Source organism: Gordonia sp. CNJ-863, from assembly GCF_001942325.1.
Taxonomy (GTDB): Bacteria; Actinomycetota; Actinomycetes; order Mycobacteriales; family Mycobacteriaceae; genus Gordonia; species Gordonia alkanivorans.
Map to the genome: position 1 here is coordinate 228,190 of NZ_MKKG01000011.1, position 22,699 is coordinate 250,888.

Below are 22,699 nucleotides of genomic sequence, written 5' to 3' on the forward strand. Positions count from 1 at the left end.
GGTACTCAGCGTTCCCGGTCGAGGTTGGCCATCTTGAGCACATCGAGACGTGCGTCGAGTTCCTCCTCGCTGAGCTTGTCGCCCACGAGGCCGCGATCGATGACGGTCTGCCGGATCGTCTTGCCCTCCTTGAGCGCCTGCTTGGCGACCGCGGCGGCCTCCTCGTAGCCGATCGCGCTGTTCAGCGGTGTGACGATCGACGGGGAGCTCTCGGCGAGGGTGCGGAGGCGATCGACGTTGGCCTCCAACCCGGAGATGCAGCGGTCGGCGAACAGCCGGGACACGTTGGCCAGCAACTTGAGTGACTCGAGCACGTTACGGGCCATCATCGGGATGTAGACGTTGAGCTCGAAGGCGCCGTTGCCGCCGCCCCAGGTGACCGCCGCGTCGTTGCCGACGACCTGCGCGGCGACCTGCGTGACCGCTTCGGGCAGAACGGGATTGACCTTGCCCGGCATGATCGAGCTGCCCGGCTGGAGGTCGGGGAGCAGGATCTCGCCCAGGCCGGTCAGCGGTCCCGAGCCCATCCACCGGACGTCGTTGGCGATCTTGGTGAGCGATACCGCGATCGTCTTCAGCTGCCCGGACAGTTCGACGAGGCCGTCGCGGGCGGCCTGCGCCTCGAAGTTGTCCTTGGCGAGGGAGAGTTCCTCGACGCCGGTGCGGCGGACGAGTTCGGCGACCACCTTGGTGCCGAACCCGGCCGGGGCGTTGAGCCCGGTGCCGACCGCGGTGCCGCCGATGGGCAGTTCGCCGACACGCGGGAGGGTCGCGGTGACGCGCTCGATGCCCGCCTCGACCTGCCGTGCGTATCCGGCGAATTCCTGACCCAGGGTCACCGGCACCGCGTCCATCAGGTGGGTGCGGCCGCTCTTGACGACGTCACGCCACTCGGTCGCTTTGTCCGCCAGGGACTTCCGGAGATGCTCGAGTGCCGGGACGAGATCGGTGACGACCGCCTCGGTCGCCGCGACATGGGTGGCGGTGGGGAAGGTGTCGTTCGACGACTGCGACATGTTGACGTGATCGTTGGGGTGCACGTCGACGCCGTTGGCCTTCGCGATCGACGCGATGACCTCGTTGGTGTTCATGTTCGAACTCGTGCCCGATCCGGTCTGGAAGACGTCGATCGGGAACTGGTCGTCGTGTTTGCCGTCGGCGATCTCGGTGGCCGCCGCGATGATCGCGTCGGCCCGCTCCGCGTCGAGCAGTCCGAGATCGGAGTTGACCGTGGCACAGGCCGCCTTCAACAGGCCCATCGCGCGGATCTGCGTCCGTTCCAGCGGGCGGTGGCTGATGGGGAAGTTCTCCACCGCGCGCTGGGTCTGGGCGCGCCACAGAGCATCGATGGGGACCTGCACCTCGCCCATCGTGTCGTGCTCGGTGCGGAATTCCTGCTTGCCCTGTGCCTGGGTCATAGGTGTTCTACTCCTTCGATCGAATCCTTATGCCGCTCAGCGGGACGTTGACGGACCCGCTCGGGTCGGTGAAAAAGTCGTTGCCCTTGTCGTCAACAACGATGAAGGCCGGGAAATTCTCGACCTCGATCTTCCACACCGCTTCCATACCCAGTTCGGGGTACTCGATAATCTCCTGGCTCTTGATGCAGTCGAGCGCCAGACGGGCCGCCGGGCCGCCGATCGAGCCCAGGTAGAAGCCGCCGTGCGAGTTGCACGCCTCGGTGACCTGCTTGGATCGGTTGCCCTTGGCGAGCATGACCATGGAGCCGCCCGCGGCCTGGAACTGCTCGACGTAGGAGTCCATGCGGCCGGCGGTCGTGGGGCCGAACGAACCCGACGCCATGCCCTCGGGCGTCTTGGCCGGACCGGCGTAGTAGACGGGATGGTCGCGCAGGTAATCGGGCATCGGCTCGCCGGCGTCGAGGCGTTCCTTGATCTTGGCGTGGGCGATGTCGCGGGCCACCACCAGCGGGCCGGTCAGCGACAGGCGCGTCTTCACCGGGTACTGCGACAGCTGGGCCAGGATCTCCGACATCGGGCGGTTCAGGTCGACCTCGACCACCTCGCCGCCCGAGATGTCCTCGGCCACACCGGCAGCCGGCATGTACTTGGCCGGGTCGGTCTCGAGCTGCTCGAGGAACACGCCGTCGGCGGTGATCTTGCCGAGAGCCTGACGGTCGGCCGAGCACGAGACCGCGATGGCCACCGGGCACGACGCGCCGTGGCGCGGCAGGCGGACCACGCGGACGTCGTGGCAGAAGTACTTGCCGCCGAACTGGGCGCCGATACCGAAGGACTGGGTCAGTGTGAAGACCTCGTCCTCGAGTTCGAGGTCGCGGAAGCCGTGCGCCGACATCGAACCCTGCGTCGGCAGGTTGTCGAGGTAGTGCGCCGAGGCGTATTTCGCGGTCTTGAGTGCGAATTCGGCTGAGGTGCCACCGATCACGACGGCGAGGTGGTACGGTGGGCAGGCCGCGGTGCCCAGCGAGCGGATCTTCTCGTCGAGGAACTTCAGGATCGACTTCGGGTTCAGGATGGCCTTGGTCTCCTGGAACAGGAAGGACTTGTTGGCCGAACCGCCACCCTTGGCCATGAACAGGAACTTGTACTCCGGGCCCTTGGGTCCCTGTTCGGTGGCGTAGATCTCCACCTGGGCCGGGAGGTTGGTTCCCGTGTTCTTCTCCTCGTACGTGGTCAGCGGAGCGAGCTGCGAGTAGCGCAGGTTGAGTTGGGTATAGGCGTCGTAGACACCCTTCGAGATCGCCTCGGCGTCGTCGGTGCCGGTCAGCACGCCCTCGCTCTTCTTGCCCATCACGATCGCGGTGCCGGTGTCCTGGCACATCGGCAGCACGCCGCCTGCGGAGATGTTGACGTTCTTGAGCAGGTCGAGCGCCACGAAGCGGTCGTTGCCCGACGCGTCCGGGTCGTCGATGATCCTGCGGAGCTGCGCGAGATGAGCCGGACGCAGGTAGTGGCTGATGTCGTGCATCGCCTCGGCGGTGAGCTTGCGGATCGCCTCCGGCTCCACCTTGAGGAAGGTCTGTCCGCCGGCTTCGAACGTCGAGACGCCTTCGGTGGTGATGAGCCGGTAAGGGGTCTCGTCGGCGCCGACGGGGAGCAGATCAGAGTAGAGAAACTCGGGGGCTGAGGCTGGTTTACTCACGCACCGGATCGTATCGCCCCAGCAGAACGGCCCCACGTCAGAGGTGACCGGACTCGTGAGGTGGATCACGGTCACGGCTCCCCGACGCGGGGCCGGTGCTGGGTCTGAGACGAAGGTGTCAGAGATTGATGCGGGCGTACTCGCGCAGCTTCGCCGGCTTGTGGACGGCCTCGATGCGGCGGACGGTGCCCGACTTGGAGCGCATGACCAGCGAACGGGTCGTCGCACCGTTGGGGCGGTAGGTGACGCCGCGCAGCATGTCGCCGTTGGTCACGCCGGTCGCGCAGAAGAAGGAGTTCTCGCCGCTCACCAGGATGTCGTTGGTGAGGACGCGGTCGAGGTCGTGGCCGGCGTCGATGGCCTTCTGGCGCTCCTCGTCGTTGCGCGGCCACAGCTTGCCCTGGATCTCGCCGCCCATGCACTTCATCGCCACGGCGGTGATGATGCCCTCGGGGGTGCCGCCGACGCCCATGAGCATGTCGACGGTCGAGTAGTCGTCGGCGGCCGCGACCGCTCCGGCCACGTCGCCGTCGGAGATGAGGCGGATCTTGGCGCCGGCCTGGCGGATCTCGCCGATGAGGTCGGCGTGACGGGGGCGATCGAGGACGATGACGGTCAGGTCGGCCACGTCGATGCCCTTGGCCTTGGCGACCGAGTTGATGTTCCACTCGACCGACTCGTTGATGTTGATGGCGCCCTTGGCGTCGGGACCGACGGCGATCTTGTCCATGTAGAAGACGGCCGAAGGGTCGTACATGGTGCCGCGCTCGCTGACCGCGATCACCGAGATCGAGTTGGGCCGGCCCTCGGCCATCAGGGTGGTGCCGTCGATGGGGTCGACCGCGACGTCGCAGTCGGGGCCCTCGCCGTTGCCGACCTCCTCGCCGTTGTACAGCATCGGCGCCTCGTCCTTCTCGCCCTCGCCGATCACGACGACGCCGCGCATCGACACCGTCGAAAGGAGCTGACGCATCGCGTCGACCGCCGCGCCGTCGCCGCCGTTCTTGTCGCCGCGACCAACCCACCGGCCGGCAGCGAGTGCAGCCGACTCGGTCACGCGGACCAGTTCCATCGCGAGGTTGCGATCGGGTGCTTGGTGGCTGCTGGCTGTCATCGGCTTCGGCTCCTCAGGTGTGGCCCGGATCCCAGTGGGGCGCAGCCCTTGGGATCCGTGGGTGTGGCGGTGATCTCAGGGATCATCCTTGCATGTCACACCGGCCGTTCGGTGACTGACCCTGGTGGTGGGATACTCGGCCTCATGGCAGACAAACCGCGCATTCTCATCAACGGCAAGGACATGTTCTGGTCGTTGGTGCCGCTGCTCGCGCTCATCGCGTTGGTGGCGATCGCGTCGGGGAATTGCTCGGTCGGACTGAACCAGGACCCGGCGGACAGCAAGGTGCCCGCGTTCGACGTGGTCACCGCATTGGACGCCGACGCCCGACAGATGCCGTTCCCGATCCGCCGCCCGCCGACACCGGAGGGATGGAAGCCGAACTCCGGCTCGTCGGACGCGATCGAGGGACACCGGGTCAGCACGGTCGGCTGGCTCAGCGCGAGTAAGGCCTACGTGCAGCTGAGCCAGACCGACGCGTCGGAGGACCTGCTGGTGCCGTACCTCGGTGGCAGCGGGACCGACTACGGCGACGTCGGTGCAACCGGCACCCGCGAGGCGGGCGGCCGGCAATGGGTGACCTACGAGACCGCCGAGGGCAAGAAGTTCTGGATCACCGATTTCGGCAACGTGCGCGTGGGCGTGCTGTCCCGCGGACCCGACGCCGACATCGAGACGATCGCGGCGTCGGTGGCGACGCAGCAGCCGCTCGACGCCTGAGCGCGGAGAACCGCCCGCGGAAAGCGCCGCTGAGAACCGCCCCCCAAGAGCACCCTCCAGAGAGTCTCCGACGACGATATGTCGTCGGCGCTTCTGCACAGGGTGCTGTCCAGGGGCGGTTTGCAGTTGCGAGGGCGAGAGTCGCGTGATCGAGTAGCCGACTACTCGCGAGATCTCCTGCGTCCGGTCATAGCGTCTGGTTCGGGAGGCGCTCATGTCCGCGAGAATCTGGCACAGGTACATGTGGACACCGGCCTCGTCGCTGTCTGCCCACGCCGACGCATGGCTGTCGGTCGTGTGGGCACGGCTCGTTCTCGTCGCGGTTCTCGTCGCGCTGCTCGTGATCGTGGTCCCGGCGTACGGGGCCGGTGCGGCCGCTGCGACGACCGGCGGTCGGGTGATCAGCGTGCCGTGTGCGCGCGTCGACTCGCCGGCCGACCGGCGGGAATCGCTGCTGGTCGTCGGTCATCGCGCCGCGGAGGGTCGATTCCACGCGACCACCGTCGACCGGCAGGCACTACTCGGATTCGGGTGACCTACTCGTTGTCGTCCGGATCGGCCGAATTCTTCTGCGCGATCACGGTTTCGATGCGTTCACGCGCCCCGCGGAGGTGTTCCTCGCAGCGCGTCGCGAGCGCCTCGCCCCGCTCCCACAGGGCCAGCGAGGTGTCGAGATCGAGGCCGCCGTGCTCGAGCGTGCCGACGATGTCGGCGAGCTCGTCGCGCGCCTCCTCGTAGCCGAGTTCGGCAACCGGCGTGTACTCCTCGCCGGTGTCGTCACTGTCGGTGCTCACGAATCTCCTTCGTCGTCAGGGGAAGTGGAGGTGTGTGCCTCGGTCGCGGTGACGGTGGCCCGCGCCGCGCCGTCGGCGACCCGGATACGCAATTCGGCGCCCGCGGGCAGATCGTCGAGCGTGCTGACCACGTGGGTCACGTCGGTGTCGGTGCGCTGCACCACGGCGTAACCGCGAGCGAGGGTCTGCGCCGGGCCCAGCGTCGACAGCCGGGCGGCCAGATGCTCGTGGCGGCGGTCCTCGGTGTCGACATGACGCAGGACGTCGCGCCGCAGCGCGCGCAGCAGCTCGGCTACGTTCACGGACTCCTGGTCGACGATCACACCGGGCCGGGCCAGAACCGGGCGTCGTCGGAGTCCGTCGATGACCCCGGTCTCGCGACGCACCCAGTTGCGTAACGCCTGTGCGCTGCGCCGGCGCAGTTCGTCGATCCCGGCGAGTTCGGCCTCGACGTCGGGAACCACTCGTTTGGCGGCGTCGGTCGGAGTCGCCGCACGCAGATCGGCGACGAGATCGAGCAGCGGGTTGTCTGGCTCGTGCCCGATCGCGCTGACCACCGGTGTGCGACACCGGGACACCGCGCGCAGCAATGCCTCGTCGGAGAACGGCAGCAGATCCTCGACGCTGCCGCCGCCGCGCGCGATGATGATGACCTCGACGTCGGGATGCGCGTCGAGGTCCGCGAGATGGGTGAGGATGCGCGCCACCGCCGTGGGCCCCTGGACGGGTGCCTCACGGACGTCGAAGCGGACCGCCGACCACCGGTCGGTGGCGACGCTGACCACGTCACGCTGCGCGGCGCTGGCCCGCCCGCTGATCAATCCGATCGAGCGCGGGAGGAACGGCAGCGGACGTTTGAGCCGGGCGTCGAACAGGCCCTCGGCGGCCAGCAACTGCCGGAGGCGTTCGATCCGCAGGAGCAGTTCACCGACGCCGACCGCACGGATGTCGCTGACCCGCAGCGACACCGTGCCCCGGCCGGTGTAGTAGCTCGGCCGGCCCAGTACGACGACGTGACTGCCGTCGGTCAGCGGAACCTCGGTGCGCGACAACAGGTCCGGGCTGCATGTCACCGAGATGGAGATGTCGGCAGCCGGGTCCCGCAGAGTGAGGAACGCCGTGCGGGTACCGGGGCGCCGGCTGATCTGGGTGACCTGACCCTCCACCCAGATCTGGCCCAACCGGTGAATCCAGTCGGCGATCTTGGTGTTGACCGTGCGTACCGGCCACGGATTCTCGGCCGAGTTCGGCGAGGTCCCGGTCACGCCTCGGTGGAGCGCTTGTTCTGCGAGGCGATCCGGTTCTCCAGCATCGTCACGAACGGCGCGCGGCCACGGTTGGCCTTCTCGTAGTCGACGAGGCTCTCGAGGTCGTCGGTGTCGACCGTCCGCAGACGTGCACGCAGCTGTGCCAGGGTCAGCGTGTCGTAGTCGATGAGGACGACGATCTCGGGTGCCGCCCCGTTCTTCGGCTTGTCCGCACGCGTCGCCGGCTTCTTCTCGGCGGCGTCCACGACGTCCTCGGGTGCCGAGCTGTACAGCGCGAAACGACCGGCGTCGGCGCGCGGCGGCGCGGCCAGGTCGGCGTCGGAGGCCTCCGCGTCGACCTCGGTGGTCTTGGTGGCACCGCCGGTCCTGGTGGCTTTGGTCACTTTTGCGGGCTTGGTGGACGTCACGGCCTCGCCGGGCTGGTCCCCCGGATCGTTGCCGTCGGCGGCGGCCTCGACCTCGTCGACGATGCTGGTGGGCTTCTCGATCGGTACGTCACCGGCGTGGGCGTCGGCGCCGGGTTCCGGGGTCTCGTCGTCCTCGTCGAAGCGGGCCCACGCGGGCTGCTCGCTGGGCTTGTCGAACAGCATCCCCAGGGCGGCGTCGCCCTTGATGGCGAGTTCGGCGATGTTCTGCTGCGCCCGCATACCTGCCTGCAGGGTCTGGCTGACCGCTGTCATCGGGAGGGTGACGAGCAGCGCGGGAAGCTTGCGCGTCTCCTCGAGGGCGGTGACGATCAGACCTGCGGCGATACGGGCCGGGTAGGGTGCGCGATCCATGCCAACACTCTGCCATCAAAGGGCACTCGTCTGTAACCCGTACCCTGGAGACATGTCTGAGACGAAGCGTGTCCTGCTCGCCGAACCCCGCGGTTACTGCGCGGGTGTCGACCGCGCGGTGGAGACGGTCGAGCGCGCCCTTGACAAGCACGGCGCTCCCGTCTACGTCCGCAAGGAGATCGTGCACAACCGGCACGTGGTCGAGACCCTTGCCGACCGCGGGGCGATCTTCGTGGGGGAGACCGACGAGGTGCCCGAGGGTGCGATCGTCGTGTTCTCGGCCCATGGCGTGTCGCCGCAGGTCCATGCGTCCGCCGCGGAACGGAATCTGAGGACCATCGACGCGACCTGCCCGCTGGTGACGAAGGTGCACCAGGAGGCCAAGCGATTCGCGCGGGACGACTACGACATCCTGCTGATCGGTCACGAGGGCCACGAAGAGGTCGAGGGGACGGCCGGTGAGGCCCCCCAGCACATCCAGCTCGTCGACGGCCCGGACAGCGTCGACTCGGTGACCGTGCGCGACGAGTCCAAGCTGGTCTGGCTGTCGCAGACGACGCTGTCGGTCGACGAGACCATGGAGACGGTGCGTCGCCTGCGGGAGAAGTTCCCGCTGCTCAACGATCCGCCCAGCGACGACATCTGCTACGCCACCCAGAACCGTCAGGTCGCCGTGAAGGCGATGGCGCCCGAGTGCGATCTCGTCATCGTGGTCGGTTCGCAGAACTCGTCGAACTCGGTTCGCCTGGTCGAGGTCGCCCTGCAGGCCGGTGCCAAGGCAGGTCATCTGGTCGACTATGCCCGTGAGATCGACGACACCTGGCTCGAGGGTGTGAACACCGTCGGCGTCACCTCCGGTGCATCGGTGCCCGAGGTCCTCGTCCGCGGCGTGCTCGACTACCTCGCCGAGCGCGGCTACGACACGGTGGAGACCGTCAACACGGCCAACGAGACCCTCACCTTCGCGCTGCCGCGCGAGCTGCGTCCCGCGCGGACATCCGGCTGAGAACCTCCCCGATCAGAACTCGTCGGGATCGAGCTTGCACACCCGACGGTGGGGAAGAGCGACGGCCAGGACAGCCGCGATGACCGCGGCGCTGATCCCCGCTCCGGCGATGGCGATGTTGCGGGCGGTGTGATCCGGCGGCGTCGGCGGTGCGGGCGCGGCGATCGGGGCCGATTGCTGCCTGGCCTGTTCCTCGGCGGACAGCTCCGCGGTGAGGGCCGCGACCGGGTCGACGACGCCGTGGCCGATCCGCTGGTCGTGCCCGGTGCCCGGGGAGTGGGCGGTCGAGGTGATGCGATCCATCACCTCGCGAGCGCTCAGTCCGGGGAACCGTGCCCGAACGAGCGCCGCGGTGCCGGCGACGTAGGGCGCGGCGAAGCTCGTCCCGATCAGCGGCAGCGGACCCTCCTCGGCTGTCTGCGCCGACACCAGCCGGTTCGACCCCCTCGCGCTGTCGAGGCTCACGATGTCGGTGCCCGGCGCGGCCACCCCGACCCACGGCCCGTGCAGACTGAACTCGCTCGGTCTGCCACTGGCGGCGTCGACCGCGCCGACGGTCAGGACGTAGGGTGAGTACCACGCGGGACTCGCGACGGTCGAGACCGAACTCCAGTCGTCAGGATTGCCGGCTGCGGGCGCCGGATTCTGTGAACGGCAGGCGCCGTCCCGGGTGACGTTGCCGGCCGCCGCCACCACGACGACGTCACGGTCGTAGGCGTACCGGATCGCCGCCCCGAGAGCGCGGTCGTCGACCTTGGCCGCCGACGAAGCGCAGGCCACCTCGGAGATGTTGATCACCGTGGCCCGCAGGTCGACGGCGCGGACTATCGCGTGGGCGAGCGTGCGGACGGACCCGAAACCGGAGCCGACGGACGGTGCGGCATCGTCGCCGCGACGATTGTTCTTGGCCTTGAACGCACTGCTGGACTGGCGGATTGCGATGATCGACGCCGCGGGCGCGACCCCGGCGAAGGCGTCGGAGCTGCTCGGCCGCGCGGCGATGATCCCGGCGACCAGCGTGCCGTGGGCGTCGCAGTCCTCGAGTCCGCTGCCGCCGGAGACGTAGTCGCCGCCGGCGGTGACGCGTCCCAGACGTGGGTGCGGGGTGACGCCGGTGTCGATGACGGCCACCCGCTGCCCGGCGCCGCGACTGAAGCGCCAGGCCTCCTCGAGGTTCATCATCGACTGTGCAGCAGTCGGATTCGCGGTGCTGCGGGTGAGGGTCGCGGTGTTGCAGAGATGGCTCTGCTCGGTCGGTTCCGGCGGTGCCACCGGGGCCGACCGGATCAGCGCCGACGCGTCGACGCGCGGCGGGGTCACCGCGGCGGCGGGGGAGGAGGTCAACCCGAGCAGGGTCGCGGTCAGCGCCAGCGCGACGGGCGCCGCAGCCCGGGTCGTCGTCCGGGACATCAGATCTCCCGGACGATCCGGTACAGGTCGAGCAACCACAGCAGCAGCGGGACGATGAGCGCGACGAGGATGTACTCGCCGATCTCCGCCCAGCGGCGCATTACCGGGGAGAAATCCTGGTGCGGCGCAACGACTCCGAAGACGAGCGCGGCGACGAGGACGACGCCGCCCAGCGCGAAGGAGATGATCGGCCACCGGCCGTCCCCGAACGCCAGGCCCGCCAGCAGGGTGAGCACCACGAGCGAGCCGCCGATGATGAGGATCGCCGCCTGGAAGAGGTCGCTGTGGGAGCGACCGCGCAGACAGAGGACCACGCCGATGATCGCGGCGTAGGCGGCGCTCTTCCACTCGAAGCCGGCGAGGGGAGCGGCGGTGAGCACCGCCGAGATCGCCACGATGGCGGTGAGGCCGCCGACGATGCCCGTCAGGTACGCGTTGGCGATGTACGAGCGTCGTTCCAGCGCATCGGCCTTCGGCAGTGCCGTGGCCCCGATCGCGCCGATGCCTTCGATGGACGGCTGCGGCTCGATGTCCTTGATGTCGATGGCAGCTCCCGCGGTCGGCACCGGCGGCAGCGGCAGTTTGGCGAGCAGGATCGTCAGTCGGGGGGACAGTCCGATCAGCAGGAGTCCCACCGCCGCCATCACGGCCGCGACATCGGAGGTGTCGGCGTCGAGGAGCAGACGCGCACCGCATCCGAGTGCACCGAGGACAGCGGCGCCGGTCACCGCGCTGTGTGCGGTCGCGCCGACCGCGGTCATCCGGTAGGTGATGACGGCGGTGACCAGGGTGAGGGCGAATCCGAGTGTCAGATGCGCGGCACCGTAGGAACCGGGCGTGAGGATCATGCCGGTCACGAACGCCATCGGCGCCGCACAGACCGACAGGATCGTCGAGCTGAGCTGATCACGGTAGTAGCGCGCGACGATCGTTGCCGCGGTCACGAGACCGATCACGGCGAGGCCGGACAATCCCGAGAGCCACAGCGCGCCGCTGTCGATCCGGCTCGCGGCCAGCCCCGCCGCGGCAACGACCGCCGCGACGAGGGCCAGCGCGTGTCCCACGTATCGCGCCGACGTCGCGGTCCAACCCACGAACTGTGATTCGTTCAGCCGCGCAACGGCATCGACCACGTCGTCGAAGAGGACCGGCGACTCATCGGTGCGGGTCGAGGTCAGCAGGAGCAGGTCGCCGTCGCGGATCCCCGATTCCGACAGCGAGCGGTGCAGGGGCAGCGGTTCCTGCCCGACGAGCGCCAGGGTCCAGCGGTTCTGCCGGTCGTGCGGACGGCCGCGGCCGCGCGAATCGGCGTCGGGGTCGTCCGGGTCGTGCCGGGTTGGGTTGCGCGACTCGATCTGCGCGACGAGGTCACCGATGAGACCGGCGATCGGGATGCCGGCGGGTAGGCCGACGTCGAGCTGGGTGTTGCCGCCCAGCACCGACACGCGTACGAGTTGCGGCTCGATCGCGGTGTCCGAGCGTGACCGGTCACCGGCGGTGCCGTCCGCGGTGGTCGTCGGGTATCCCGGTGCGAATCCGTCCACAGGTGACATACAGGTCAATCCTCCCCCAGGGTTCAGCAGCTAACATAGCCAACTTCAGCGGGTTCGCCCGCCCGGGGATACACAGCTCGAGGGTGTCAGGGGGATCGAGTGGTCACGACCACTGAGGGGTTCGTGCGTCGGCCACGCATCACGCCGCCGCGCATGCCCGGGGGCGAGGTCAACATCCAGGCGCCGCCCGACGTCCCTCGCGTGGTACCCGGCAACCTGCTCATGAAGCTGCTGCCGGTGGTGATGATCGTCGCCGTCGTCGGCATGATCGCGCTGATGATGGTCACCGGTGGCCGCAACATCCTGACCAACCCGCTGTTCATGATGTTCCCGCTGATGATGCTCATGTCGATGTTCGGCATGTTCGCCGCCGGCGGGCGCAGCGGCGGCAAGCGTGCCGCGGAACTCAACGAGGAACGCAAGGACTACTTCCGCTACCTCGGGCAGTTGCGCGGCCAGGTCTTCGACACCGTCGAGAACCAGCGCGCCGCACGCACGTGGAGTCATCCCGACCCGCACGCACTGCTCGACGTCGTCGGCAGCCGGCGCATGTGGGAGCGGCGTCCCGCCGACAACGATTTCGCCCATGTGCGTGTGGGAGTCGGCGTCCAGCGCCTGGCCACCCGTCTGATGCCGCCGGAGACCGGCCCGCTCGAGGACATCGAACCGGTGTCGATGGTCGCTCTGCGACGGTTCGTGCGCACCCATTCGGCGGTCTACAGCCTGCCCCGGTCGATCTCGCTGCGCGGCTTCCCGGCGATCAACATCGAGGGCGCGCGGCAGGAGACCCGCGAACTCGTCCGCTCGATGATCGTCGAGCTGTGCGCCTTCCACGGTCCCGACCATCTGCACATCGGCATCGTCACCGGCGACCCGGCCGGCGAGGCCTGGGACTGGGCGAAATGGCTTCCGCACGTAGGTCATCCGACGCTGCGCGACGGGATCGGCCCGATGCGGATGATCTATCCGACGCTCGCCGATCTCGAGAACGCACTGGCCGCGGACCTTCTCGAACGCGGCCGGTTCAGCCGGTCCGCCCCGCCGAGCGGGAATCGTGCCCACCTGGTCGTCATCATCGACGACGGCTACGTCGCCGGCGACGAACGCGTCCTCAGCTCGGCCGGCATGGAGGGTGTCACGGTCCTCGACCTGACCGCACCGCCGGACGGTCTCGCGGTCCGGCGCGGCCTGCAGCTCGTGGTGCGCGGCGGCAAGGTGTCGGCCCGAAGTGCCGCGGGCGTCGAGGAATTCGCCGACATGGACTCGCTGACCATCGCCGAGGCGGAGGCGATCGCCCGCCGCATGGCCCGGTACCGCCTGGCGACCGCGGCGACCCTGGCGAACCTGGAATCCGAGGCGACGTCCACCGATCCGGGCCTGCCCGCACTTCTCGGCATCGACGACGCCGCCCGATTCGACCCGGCCACCGCCTGGCGCGGGCGCACCGGCCGCGAACGTCTGCGGGTGCCGATCGGCTACACACCGAGCGGCGCGCCCGTCGAACTCGACATCAAGGAGAGCGCCCACGGCGGCATGGGACCGCATGGCCTGTGCATCGGTGCGACCGGCTCGGGCAAGTCCGAGTTCCTGCGAACGCTTGTCCTCGCCATGCTGGCGACGCATTCGCCGACCGAGCTGAACCTCGTCCTCGTCGACTTCAAGGGCGGCGCAACGTTCCTCGGACTCGAGTCCGCTCCACACGTCGCGGCGATCATCACCAACCTCGAGCAGGAACTGTCGATGGTCGACCGCATGAAGGATGCGCTGTCGGGTGAGATGAACCGCCGCCAAGAGGTCCTGCGTGCGGCGGGCAACTACGCCAACGTCGCCGACTACGAGCGCGCCCGCGCCTCGGGCGTGCGTCTCGATCCGCTGCCGGCGCTGTTCATCGTCGTCGACGAGTTCTCCGAACTGCTGTCGCAGAAACCGGATTTCGCCGAGCTGTTCGTCGCGATCGGCCGTCTGGGCCGGTCGCTGCACATCCACCTGCTGCTGGCCTCGCAGCGACTCGAGGAGGGCAAGCTGCGCGGCCTCGACTCACACTTGTCCTACCGCATCGGTCTGAAGACCTTCTCCGCCAACGAGTCCCGTTCGGTGCTCGGTGTCCCCGACGCCTACCACCTGCCGAGCGTTCCCGGCTCGGCGTATCTGAAGTGCGACTCGGATGACCCGGTTCGCTTCAACACCTCGTACGTCTCGGGTCCGTACTACTCGCCATCCGTGGCCGAGGACTCCGCGGCGCCGGGGTCCCCGCGACTGGGGAATCTCAAGGTCTTCACCGCGTTGCCGGTCCCGCTCGACGAGGGTTCGTCGCGGTCGCTGCTGGACCAGGCGGCGAGCCTGCTCGACGAGGAGCCCCCGGCCCTCGACGCCGCGCCCGACGGGCCCGCCGACTTCGAATCCGCTTCGGTGTCGGTGCCGACGCTGATGCAGACCATCATCGGCCGCATGGAGAGCGCCGGCCCGCCGGCACACCGCGTGTGGCTGGACCCGCTCGAGAACTCGCCGACCGTGGAACACCTCGTGGGTGCGCGGGACTGGACCAAACCGGCGGTCCCCGGCAACCTGGCCCTGCCCATCGGTCTGGTCGACCGCCCCTACGACCAGCGACGCGACCCGCTCGTCGTCGACCTGTCCGGCGCGGCCGGCAGCGTCGCCGTGGTCGGCGGGCCGCAATCGGGAAAGTCGACGACGCTGCGCACGATCATCATGACCGCGGCCGCCACGCACACCCCGGAACAGGTGCAGTTCTACTGCCTGGACTTCGGCGGCGGCAGCCTCGCCGGCCTCGCCGGACTCCCACATGTGGGTTCGGTGGCGTCCCGTGGGGACATGGATGCCGTTCGCCGCACGGTGGCCGAGGTCGGGGCGATCATCCGGGCCCGTGAGATGCTGTTCGCCCGCCTGGGCGTCGAATCGATGCGCGACTACCGGGCCCGCCGTGCGGACTGGTTCGCCACCGGGACCTTCGCCCCCGACGATCCGCTGGCCGGTGACCGCTTCGGCGACGTCTTCTTCGTGCTCGACGGCATCAGCGTCCTGCGTTCCGAACTCGAGTCGCTGGAGGAGCAGATCACCACGATCGTCTCCCAGGGTCTGTCTTTCGGCGTCCACGTCATCGTCAGTGCCTCGCGGTGGGCCGAGATCCGCCCGGCGGTCCGCGACCTCCTGGGCACGCGCATCGAACTGCGCCTCGGCGATCCGACGGATTCCGAGATGGGTCGTCGCGCCGCCGCGGGTGTCCCGCAGAACCGTCCCGGCCGCGGTCTCACCGCCGAGGAACTCCACATGCTCATCGCGCTGCCGCGTCTCGACCCGGTCAGCAGCGCCGAGTCACTGCCCGCCGGCGTCGCGGCCTCGGCGGAGAAGCTCGCCGCCGCGTATCCGGGCCGTTCGGCGATGCCGGTGCGCAAGCTGAGCACCGAGATAGAGATGGCGGCGGTGCAGAACGGACTCACCGCGGCCGGGGTCACGTTGTCGCTCAACCAGGTCGCGATCGGTGTCGGCGAACTGGAGCTGGCCCCGGTGGTCCTCGACTTCAACGCCCAGCCGCACTTCATGGTCTTCGCCGACGTCGAGCACGGGAAGACCAACGTGCTGCGAGCGATCGTCCGCGGACTCGTCGCCGGTGGCACCCCGGAGCAGGTGAAGATCGCGTTCATCGACTACCGCCGCACGATGCTCGGCATCGTCGACGGTGATCACCTCGCGGGCTATGCGAGTTCGCACGACAACGCGATGACGCTGATGAACCAGCTGGCGGTGTACCTGAAGGGCTGCATGCCCCCGGACGACGTGACCGTTCAGCAGTTGCGGGAGCGTTCGTGGCTGGAGGGCAAGCCGGAGGTCTACCTCGTCGTCGACGACTACGACATGGTGTCCACCTCGGCGGGAAATCCGCTGTTGCCGGTCATCGAGTTCGCGTCACACGCCCGGGACATCGGATTCCACATCATCCTGGCCCGCCGCTCCGGTGGCCTCGGCCGGGCGATGTTCGACCCGGTGATCGCCCGGCTGAAGGACCTGTCGTCGGACATCCTGCTCATGAGCGGGGATCGCGACGAAGGCTTCATCGCCGGTCGCAGCCGCATGCAGCGGTTGGTCCCCGGACGCGGTGAGCTGGTCTCCCGCGTGCGTCCGCAGGAGATGATCCAGGTCGCTCTCGTACCGGCCGAGGACCAGCGTTGAGCGGCGTCGGGTGAGACAGGTGCGGGCGTGAGCGGGGTGAACCCGGGTCGTGGCACGGTCGTCGACCTCGCGTACGGCCGGCCCCGCATCTTCGAACCCGCCACCGGCATCCGGGATCCCGGGATCGACCTGCGACCGCTCCTGGACGCCGTCGACCAGATGACGGTCGTGGCCGACGGCCGTCGGCGTCATCTGCGGCAGGCGTGGCAGATGGCCTTCGCCGACCTGGGGATCGCGGCCGACCCCGATCGCCCGCTCATCGTCGGGCACCCGAGCACCTGGGGACCGCGACGCGCGTCCTCGCTGGCCGATGTCGGCGGCGGGAGGGCGGGGGAGACACTGCTGACGTCTCTTCCGCGCGCGGTCCTCATCGCGCGCAGCCACGCCGACATCACCGTGCAGCGCTGTGCCGTGGTGGAGACCACCCACATCCCGGAACCGCCCGCCGATCCTGCCCGTCCGCGGCCCGCGGCGTGGGACGTACAGATCGTGCGACGCCACCCCGAGGGCTGGCTTCTCGAACGCTCCGGGCTGATCGAGCAGGGGGACCAGGAGGCCGACGGACTCGCGATCATCGACGACGCGGTCGAGGCCGTTTTCGTCGACGGCGACGACCCGGTCGAGGTGTCGGCGGCGATCGACCTGGTCGCCGCGCACGCGATCGCGGGCCGGGTCGTGCCGGTGGACCGCGACCTCGTCGTCCGTCTGGGCGGGCGGACCGGCGGTGCCGCGGACGACGCCGTGCCGGTGGCCGGCGATCCGGCGGAACCGGCGGCGGGCGTGTCGACGCGGCGCAGTCGCCGGGTGCTGGCCGGTGCGGCGGCCGCGGCGGTACTGGTCGTGGCCGGCGCATTCGCGGTCGGCTGGTGGCAGCGGGACGACCCGGCACCCGCGCACTCCGAGGTCGCCGTCGGCCGCGCCACGCTGTCGGTTCCCGGGGACTGGCGGCAGAGCGGGCAGGACACGCCCAGCGACGCCACCGACGACCCGACCACGAGGCGCGCGGTCTTCGTCTCCGAGGCCGACGGCGGGCGGATCATCGCGGTGCTGACCGAACTGCGGGACGGGTCGACCCCGCAATCGGTCGCGAGCAGCCTCCGCAACCGGATCGGGCAGCGGGGCGACGACGTCGTCACGGAGTTCTCCGCGGACACGCAGTACGCCGGACGCGATGTCATCAGCTATCGCGAGGCACCTGCCTCGGGCAGCGCCATCCGCTGGTACGTCATCGTCGACGACGGTCTGCAGGTGTCCATCGGATGTCAGGCCGGGACGACCGCCGAGTCGGTCGACGACGAGTGCGCGCGAGCCGTTCGCTCGGTACGGGTGGAGTGACCTGGGTGGGCGTTTTGACCCTGACCTGCACGGTCGCGTAACCTGGATCGCTGGTGCTCGGCGCCTGTCACACACGCGTGTGTACGGGCAGAAGAGGCCCGGGTCCCCACTGGTCGCCGGGAACAACCTCCGCCATGCGCCCGACCAGCACCCTAAAGACAAGAGTTGAGGACCAACTGTGCCTACCTACACCCCGAAGGCCGGTGACATCACGCGTACGTGGCACGTCATCGACGCCACCGACGTGGTGCTCGGCCGGCTGGCCGTGCAGAGCGCGAACCTGCTCCGCGGCAAGCACAAGCCGACCTACGCCCCGCACATGGACGGTGGTGACTTCGTCATCATCATCAACGCGGAGAAGGTTGCGCTGACCAGCAACAAGGCCGAGCGCAAGCTGAACTACACCCACTCGGGGCATCCCGGTGGCCTGAAGTCCCGCACCACCGCTGAGCTGCTCGAGACCTTCCCCGAGCGCGTCATCGAGAAGGCCATCAAGGGCATGCTGCCTTCGAACAAGCTCGGTCGCGCCATGGCCTCGAAGCTGAAGGTCTACGCAGGCCCGAATCATCCGCACGCGGCCCAGCGCCCCGTCCCCTTCGAGATCAAGCAGGTGGCCCAGTGACCAACGAGAACATCAACGAGGCCGTCGAGGCCGTCGAAGAAGCTGTCGAGGTCATCGAGGCCGTGGAGGCAGTGGAGGCCGTCGAGGCTGCAGCCGATGACTACGACGCCGCTCCGGCCGTCGAAGAGGCCCGCGAGCCGATCGTGATCGACCGCCCGATCCAGACCGTCGGCCGCCGCAAGGAAGCCGTCGTCCGCGTTCGCCTGATGCCGGGCACCGGTGAGTTCAAGCTCAACGGCCGCTCCTTGGAGGAGTACTTCCCCAACAAGGTGCACCAGCAGCTGATCAAGGCTCCGCTGGTTCTCGTCGAGCGCACCGAGTCGTTCGACATCTTCGCCAAGCTCGTCGGTGGCGGCCCCTCGGGCCAGGCCGGCGCGCTGCGTCTGGCCATCGCCCGTGCCCTCATCGAGGTCACCCCGGATGATCGTCCCGCCCTCAAGAAGGCCGGATTCCTCACCCGTGACCCGCGTGCGGTCGAGCGCAAGAAGTACGGCCTGAAGAAGGCCCGCAAGGCGTCGCAGTACTCCAAGCGCTGATCTTGGCACGCCTTTTCGGTACCGACGGCGTCCGAGGCCTGGCCAACGCCGAGCTCACTCCCGAGCTCGCGTTGCGCCTGGCCTCGGCCGCCGCGGTCGTTTTCTCAGACATTTCCACCGGCGCCGGGAGCGAAGCGAGCGGCCCGGATGATTCGGTTGCCACACGCCGTCCGCGTGCGGTGGTGGGTCGTGACCCGCGTGCTTCCGGCGAGATGCTGGAAGCCGCCGTGTGTGCGGGACTCGCCGCGACCGGCGTCGACGCCATCCGCGTCGGCACCGTGCCCACCCCGGCGGTCGCGTTCCTCACCGCGGACTACCGCGCCGACTTCGGCGTGATGATCTCCGCGTCGCACAATCCCATGCCGGACAACGGCATCAAGTTCTTCTCCGCCGGCGGGCACAAGCTCGACGACGAGATCGAGGACCGCATCGAAGCGGCGATGGACGACGATTTCGTCCGGCCCATCGGTGCCGCGGTCGGTCGCGTCCTCGATGCACCGGACGCCGGGGACCGCTACCGCCGTCACCTGGCGCAGGCCATCGACGAGCGTCTCGACGGTCTGACGGTGGTCGTCGACTGCGCACACGGTGCCGCGTCGCAACTCGCGCCGCTGGCCTACGCCGACGCAGGTGCCAACGTCATCACGATCCACGCCGATCCCGACGGTCTGAACATCAACGCCGACTGCGGTTCGACCCACATGGACAAGCTGCAGGCGGCCGTCCTCGAGCACGGCGCCGATCTCGGTCTCGCGCACGACGGCGACGCCGACCGTTGTCTGGCAGTGGATTCCACCGGTCAGATCGTCGACGGCGACGCCATCATGGCGATCCTGGCGACGTCGCTCGCCGACAAGGGGCGTCTGCACGAGAACGTCCTCGTCGCCACCGTGATGAGCAACCTCGGTCTGCACATCGCGATGCGCGAGGCGGGGATCACGGTGCGCACGACCGCTGTCGGCGACCGCTATGTGGTCGAGGAACTGCGTCGTGGCGGGTATTCCCTCGGTGGCGAGCAGTCCGGCCACATCGTGGTCCCGGGTTCGGGAACCACCGGTGACGGCATCCTCACCGGCCTGATGATCATGGCCCGCATGGCGGCCACGTCGTCGCGTCTGGCCGACCTCGCCGGCATCGTGACGGTGCTGCCGCAGGAGCTCATCAACGTCCGCGTCGCCGACAAGCATGCGGTCGCGGAGTCGCAGACGGTCAAGCAGGCGGTGGTCGACGCCGAGGCCGAACTGGGAGACTCCGGTCGGGTTCTGTTGCGTCCCTCGGGAACCGAGCAACTTGTTCGCGTCATGGTGGAGGCCGGCACGGCGGAGCAGGCGGGCGCGGTCGCCCGTGGCCTCGCCGACGTCGTCGCGGCTGCCGGCGCATGACCCCGGGTGAGACGAACACGGCGCGGGCGGTCCTCTTCGACTTCTCCGGCACCCTGTTCCGCTTCGAGGCGCGCGACGACTGGTTCGTCGATCTCCTCGACGACGCCGGTGAGTCGTTCACCCCGGAACGCCAGGCAGACATCATCCGCCGGATGGTTGCGCCGGTCGGCCTGCCCGAAGGTGTCGAGGGCGACGACCGAACTGCCTGGGAGCGAAGGGATCTCGACCCGGAACTGCATCGGGTCGGGTATCTTGCCCTGCTGCGTACGGTCGGCTTGAGCAATGCCGGTCACGCCAACGCGCTCTACGACCGGGTCCTCGACCCGGACTCGTGGGTGCCCTTCGCCGACACCGTCGAGGTGCTGACGCGCCTGGCCGGCGCCGGGATCCCGATCGGCATCGTCAGCAACATCGCCTTCGATCTGCGCAAAGTCCTTGCGCTGCACGGCATCGACCACCTCGTCGACGCCTACGCGCTCTCCTATGAGGTCGGCGCGATCAAACCCGACCCGCGCATCTTCCGCGCCGCACTCGACCCGATCGGTGTGCCGGCCGGCGACGTGCTGATGGTCGGGGACAGCGACAAGGCCGACGGCGGTGCCCGTACGCTCGGATGTTCCTTCGCGTTGGTGCACGACGTGCCGTCGGCCGATCGCCCGACCGCGCTGCTCGATGCCGTGACGGCTCACGGCATCGAACTGCGCGCCTGAGATCTCCTCTCAGAAGTTCCCCTTGGCGGCCCAGCCGCCGTCGACCGGGTAGATCTCGCCGGTCAGGAAGTCGCCCTCACGCATGAGGTAGGCGACCATCGACGCGATCTCCGACGGACGGCCGAGCCGACGCACGATGTGGGCGTTGGCATTCGCCTGCCGCATCTCCTCGGTGATGTCGGCCAGGATCGGGGTGTCGATGGTGCCCGGCGCAATGGCGTTGATCAGGATGTTCTGCGGTCCGTACTCGTAGGCCGCCTGCTTGGTGAGACCCACGACGCCGCCCTTGGCCGCCGAGTACGACGCCAGGTTCGGCAGACCCCGCAGCGCGGCCATCGACGAGATGTTCACGATGCGGCCGCCGCCGCCCGCGATCATGCCCGGGATGACCGCCCGCATGCCGAGCCACACACCCTTGAGGTCGGTGCCGACGACGTGATCCCACGCTTCCTCGGTGAGGCCGACGACGGTGTCCTCGCTGATCATGTTGACGACGCCGGCGACGTTGGCCAGGCAGTCGATCGACCCGCGGGAGGCGGTGATCTGCTCCACGGCGGCCGACCAGTCATCGGCTACGCGGACGTCAAGACGAATCGCTTCTGCGGAGCCGCCCGCTTCGGCGATCTCCTTGAGGGTGACCTCACAGTCCTGGATGTCGGCGGCGACGACGTGGGCGCCGTCGGCTGCGAGGCGGATGGCGGTGGCCTGACCGATGCCCTGTGCCGCGCCGGTGACGATCGCGGTTTTTCCGTTGAGAGACATGTGTGTTCGCTTTCTGGTGAGGGGACGGGACGGGTGAATGCGGCTGGTGTCAGGGCTGCTCGGCAAGGAGGTCGGCGAACCGACGCTGTGCGGCCGCGCGGCGGGTGGGGATGTGCTCGGTGGGGCGGTCGTCGGCCGGCCGCGAGTACCCCTTCAGATACTGGCGGGCGACGCTGTCGCGGTGGACCTCGTCGGGGCCGTCGTAGAGGCGGGCGGCGCGGGCGGCCCGGTACATCGACTCCAGCGGCAGGTCCGCGCTGTACCCGAGTGAGCCGTGCACCTGGAGCGCGCGGTCGATGACGTCGTGCAGGATCTTGGCGCCGAAGAACTTGATGAGCGCGATGTCCTTGCGGGCGGCCGCCGTGCCCTCCTCGTCGATGCGCCAGGCCGCGTGCAGAGTCATGAGTCGCAGGGCCTGGATCTCGGCCGCGGAGTCGGCGATGAAGTTGCGGACCGTCTGCTTGTCGGCGAGGACCGATCCGTGGGCGTACCGGTAGGTGGCGCGTTCGCACATCATGTCGAAGGCGCGGCTCGCCTGGCCGATCCAGCGCATGCAGTGGTGAATTCGGCCGGGGCCCAGGCGCTTCTGCGCGATCAGGAAGCCGTCGCCCCGGTTGCCCAGCAGTGCCGAGTCGTCGACCCGGACATCGCGCAACACGACCTCGCAGTGCGAGCCGTAGGTGTACGGGCGCGGGCGGGGGTTCTCGACCGAACCGATGTCGCGGACCACGTCGAGACCCGGGGCGTCGATGGGGATGATGAACTGCGATGTGCGACGGTGGCGTTCGGCGTCGGGATCGGTGACAGCGACGACGATCATGAAGTCGGCGGTGGCCGCGTTGCTGATGAACCACTTGTGGCCGTTGAGAACCCACTCGTCCCCGTCCCGGACCGCGGTGGTCGTGAGGTTGGTGGGATCGGCGCCGGCGTTGTCGGGTTCGGTCAGCGCGAACGACGAGTAGTACTCGCCGGCGAGCAGCGGCTCGAGCCACCGCTTCCTCTGCTCGTCGGTGCCGACCGCGGCGAGGATCTCGCAGTTTCCGGAATCCGGTGCCTGGCAACCGAACACGAGCGGTCCGTACGGGGTGGAACCCAGGATCTCCTGCATCAGGCCGAGCTTCACCTGGCCGTATCCCTGTCCGCCGAGTTCGGGATCGAGGTGGGCGGCCCACAGGTCGTTGGCCTTGACCTCTTCCTGCAGCGGGGCGATCGCCTTGCGCAGCTGGTCCCAGTCGAGGTCGAGGGTCTCGAGCGGGAAGACCTCGGTGCGGACGAAGTCCTTCATCCAGTCGAGCTTCTTCTGGAAGTCGGGTTCCGTGGAGAAATCCCAGGCCATGGTGGTGTGCTCCGTTTCTGTGGGGGTCTGACGAGAAGGGGATCGTGGTCCGATCCGGGGG

The 22,699-nt window shown here is 68.9% G+C and carries 19 protein-coding genes; 9 read left to right on the plus strand and 10 right to left on the minus strand.

What is annotated here, in order from left to right; all coding sequences use genetic code 11:
* Positions 1–5: 5 nt before the first annotated feature.
* The 3 genes from BJF87_RS06945 to glpX form a co-directional block, all read right to left on the minus strand.
* Positions 6–1,418 carry a class II fumarate hydratase gene (locus BJF87_RS06945; protein WP_006357728.1) on the minus strand — a complete coding sequence of 471 codons (1,413 nt, stop codon included), beginning with the start codon at positions 1,416–1,418 and terminating at the stop codon, positions 6–8.
* A 7-nt stretch (positions 1,419–1,425) separates the two neighbouring features.
* Positions 1,426–3,123 carry a fumarate hydratase gene (locus tag BJF87_RS06950; protein WP_006357729.1) on the minus strand — a complete coding sequence of 566 codons (1,698 nt, stop codon included), beginning with the start codon at positions 3,121–3,123 and terminating at the stop codon, positions 1,426–1,428.
* Between the two features lie 118 nt (positions 3,124–3,241).
* Positions 3,242–4,237, minus strand: a complete 996-nt coding sequence (gene glpX / locus BJF87_RS06955) for a class II fructose-bisphosphatase (RefSeq protein ID WP_006357730.1) — start codon at positions 4,235–4,237, stop codon at positions 3,242–3,244.
* Between the two features lie 144 nt (positions 4,238–4,381).
* Here glpX and BJF87_RS06960 point away from each other — a divergent pair, with 144 nt between their 5' ends.
* Both BJF87_RS06960 and BJF87_RS06965 read left to right on the plus strand, forming a co-directional pair.
* Positions 4,382–4,957, plus strand: a complete 576-nt coding sequence (locus BJF87_RS06960) for a DUF4245 domain-containing protein (protein WP_006357731.1) — start codon at positions 4,382–4,384, stop codon at positions 4,955–4,957.
* A gap of 214 nt (positions 4,958–5,171) precedes the next feature.
* Positions 5,172–5,492: a hypothetical protein gene (locus BJF87_RS06965; protein WP_042378375.1), complete on the plus strand. Its 321-nt coding sequence runs from the start codon at positions 5,172–5,174 to the stop codon at positions 5,490–5,492.
* Between the two features lies 1 nt (position 5,493).
* On the opposite strand, the gene BJF87_RS06970 is transcribed toward BJF87_RS06965, so the two are convergent.
* Genes BJF87_RS06970 through BJF87_RS06980 form a run of 3 tightly spaced genes read right to left on the minus strand, consistent with a single transcriptional unit; the run spans position 5,494 to position 7,798 of the window.
* Positions 5,494–5,751 (minus strand): exodeoxyribonuclease VII small subunit, encoded by a 258-nt coding sequence (locus tag BJF87_RS06970; protein WP_006357733.1) that lies wholly within the window; start codon positions 5,749–5,751, stop codon positions 5,494–5,496.
* A complete protein-coding gene (xseA, locus tag BJF87_RS06975; protein ID WP_006357734.1) occupies positions 5,748–7,016 on the minus strand; it encodes an exodeoxyribonuclease VII large subunit in 1,269 nt (422 codons plus the stop codon). Before xseA ends, BJF87_RS06970 begins: the two co-directional genes overlap by 4 nt.
* Positions 7,013–7,798, minus strand: a complete 786-nt coding sequence (locus BJF87_RS06980; protein WP_006357735.1) for a lipid droplet-associated protein — start codon at positions 7,796–7,798, stop codon at positions 7,013–7,015. Before BJF87_RS06980 ends, xseA begins: the two co-directional genes overlap by 4 nt.
* Before the next feature lie 52 nt (positions 7,799–7,850).
* Here BJF87_RS06980 and BJF87_RS06985 point away from each other — a divergent pair, with 52 nt between their 5' ends.
* A complete protein-coding gene (locus tag BJF87_RS06985; RefSeq protein ID WP_035750524.1) occupies positions 7,851–8,804 on the plus strand; it encodes a 4-hydroxy-3-methylbut-2-enyl diphosphate reductase in 954 nt (317 codons plus the stop codon).
* Between the two features lie 12 nt (positions 8,805–8,816).
* On the opposite strand, the gene mycP is transcribed toward BJF87_RS06985, so the two are convergent.
* Entirely contained in the window at positions 8,817–10,214 is a 1,398-nt protein-coding gene (gene mycP, locus BJF87_RS06990) for a type VII secretion-associated serine protease mycosin (protein WP_075862847.1), read from the minus strand.
* Complete coding sequence (gene eccD, locus BJF87_RS06995) at positions 10,214–11,767, minus strand: type VII secretion integral membrane protein EccD (protein ID WP_035750527.1); 1,554 nt, start codon at positions 11,765–11,767, stop codon at positions 10,214–10,216. The genes mycP and eccD overlap by 1 nt, the downstream gene beginning before the upstream one ends.
* 99 nt (positions 11,768–11,866) lie before the next feature.
* Between eccD and eccCa the strand changes: the two genes are divergently transcribed.
* The 6 genes from eccCa (at position 11,867) to BJF87_RS07025 (ending at position 20,540) form a co-directional block, all read left to right on the plus strand.
* Positions 11,867–15,955 carry a type VII secretion protein EccCa gene (eccCa, locus tag BJF87_RS07000; RefSeq protein WP_075862848.1) on the plus strand — a complete coding sequence of 1,363 codons (4,089 nt, stop codon included), beginning with the start codon at positions 11,867–11,869 and terminating at the stop codon, positions 15,953–15,955.
* 27 nt (positions 15,956–15,982) lie between these two features.
* Positions 15,983–17,290: a type VII secretion-associated protein gene (locus BJF87_RS07005; protein ID WP_035750533.1), complete on the plus strand. Its 1,308-nt coding sequence runs from the start codon at positions 15,983–15,985 to the stop codon at positions 17,288–17,290.
* A gap of 178 nt (positions 17,291–17,468) precedes the next feature.
* Entirely contained in the window at positions 17,469–17,912 is a 444-nt protein-coding gene (gene rplM, locus BJF87_RS07010) for a 50S ribosomal protein L13 (protein ID WP_035750536.1), read from the plus strand.
* Positions 17,909–18,448, plus strand: a complete 540-nt coding sequence (gene rpsI, locus BJF87_RS07015) for a 30S ribosomal protein S9 (RefSeq protein ID WP_006357742.1) — start codon at positions 17,909–17,911, stop codon at positions 18,446–18,448. Before rplM ends, rpsI begins: the two co-directional genes overlap by 4 nt.
* 2 nt (positions 18,449–18,450) lie before the next feature.
* Positions 18,451–19,830, plus strand: coding sequence for a phosphoglucosamine mutase (gene glmM, locus BJF87_RS07020; protein WP_006357743.1), 1,380 nt, complete (start codon positions 18,451–18,453; stop codon positions 19,828–19,830).
* Positions 19,827–20,540, plus strand: coding sequence for an HAD family hydrolase (locus tag BJF87_RS07025; protein WP_006357744.1), 714 nt, complete (start codon positions 19,827–19,829; stop codon positions 20,538–20,540). Before glmM ends, BJF87_RS07025 begins: the two co-directional genes overlap by 4 nt.
* 9 nt (positions 20,541–20,549) lie before the next feature.
* Here BJF87_RS07025 and BJF87_RS07030 read toward each other — a convergent pair whose 3' ends face one another.
* On the minus strand, positions 20,550–21,302 hold the full coding sequence (locus tag BJF87_RS07030) for an SDR family NAD(P)-dependent oxidoreductase (RefSeq protein ID WP_006357745.1): 753 nt from the start codon (positions 21,300–21,302) through the stop codon (positions 20,550–20,552).
* Between the two features lie 49 nt (positions 21,303–21,351).
* Positions 21,352–22,638 (minus strand): acyl-CoA dehydrogenase family protein, encoded by a 1,287-nt coding sequence (locus tag BJF87_RS07035; protein WP_006357746.1) that lies wholly within the window; start codon positions 22,636–22,638, stop codon positions 21,352–21,354.
* Between the last annotated feature and the right edge of the window lie 61 nt (positions 22,639–22,699).

Coding starts and splice junctions, on each gene's coding strand:
- BJF87_RS06945 (WP_006357728.1), bottom strand. CDS start 1,418: ATGACCCAGGCACAGGGCAAGCAGGAATTCCGCACCGAGCACGACACG.
- glpX (WP_006357730.1), bottom strand. CDS start 4,237: ATGACAGCCAGCAGCCACCAAGCACCCGATCGCAACCTCGCGATGGAA.
- BJF87_RS06960 (WP_006357731.1), top strand. CDS start 4,382: ATGGCAGACAAACCGCGCATTCTCATCAACGGCAAGGACATGTTCTGG.
- BJF87_RS06965 (WP_042378375.1), top strand. CDS start 5,172: ATGTCCGCGAGAATCTGGCACAGGTACATGTGGACACCGGCCTCGTCG.
- BJF87_RS06980 (WP_006357735.1), bottom strand. CDS start 7,798: ATGGATCGCGCACCCTACCCGGCCCGTATCGCCGCAGGTCTGATCGTC.
- BJF87_RS06985 (WP_035750524.1), top strand. CDS start 7,851: ATGTCTGAGACGAAGCGTGTCCTGCTCGCCGAACCCCGCGGTTACTGC.
- mycP (WP_075862847.1), bottom strand. CDS start 10,214: ATGTCCCGGACGACGACCCGGGCTGCGGCGCCCGTCGCGCTGGCGCTG.
- eccD (WP_035750527.1), bottom strand. CDS start 11,767: ATGTCACCTGTGGACGGATTCGCACCGGGATACCCGACGACCACCGCG.
- BJF87_RS07025 (WP_006357744.1), top strand. CDS start 19,827: ATGACCCCGGGTGAGACGAACACGGCGCGGGCGGTCCTCTTCGACTTC.
- BJF87_RS07030 (WP_006357745.1), bottom strand. CDS start 21,302: ATGTCTCTCAACGGAAAAACCGCGATCGTCACCGGCGCGGCACAGGGC.
- BJF87_RS07035 (WP_006357746.1), bottom strand. CDS start 22,638: ATGGCCTGGGATTTCTCCACGGAACCCGACTTCCAGAAGAAGCTCGAC.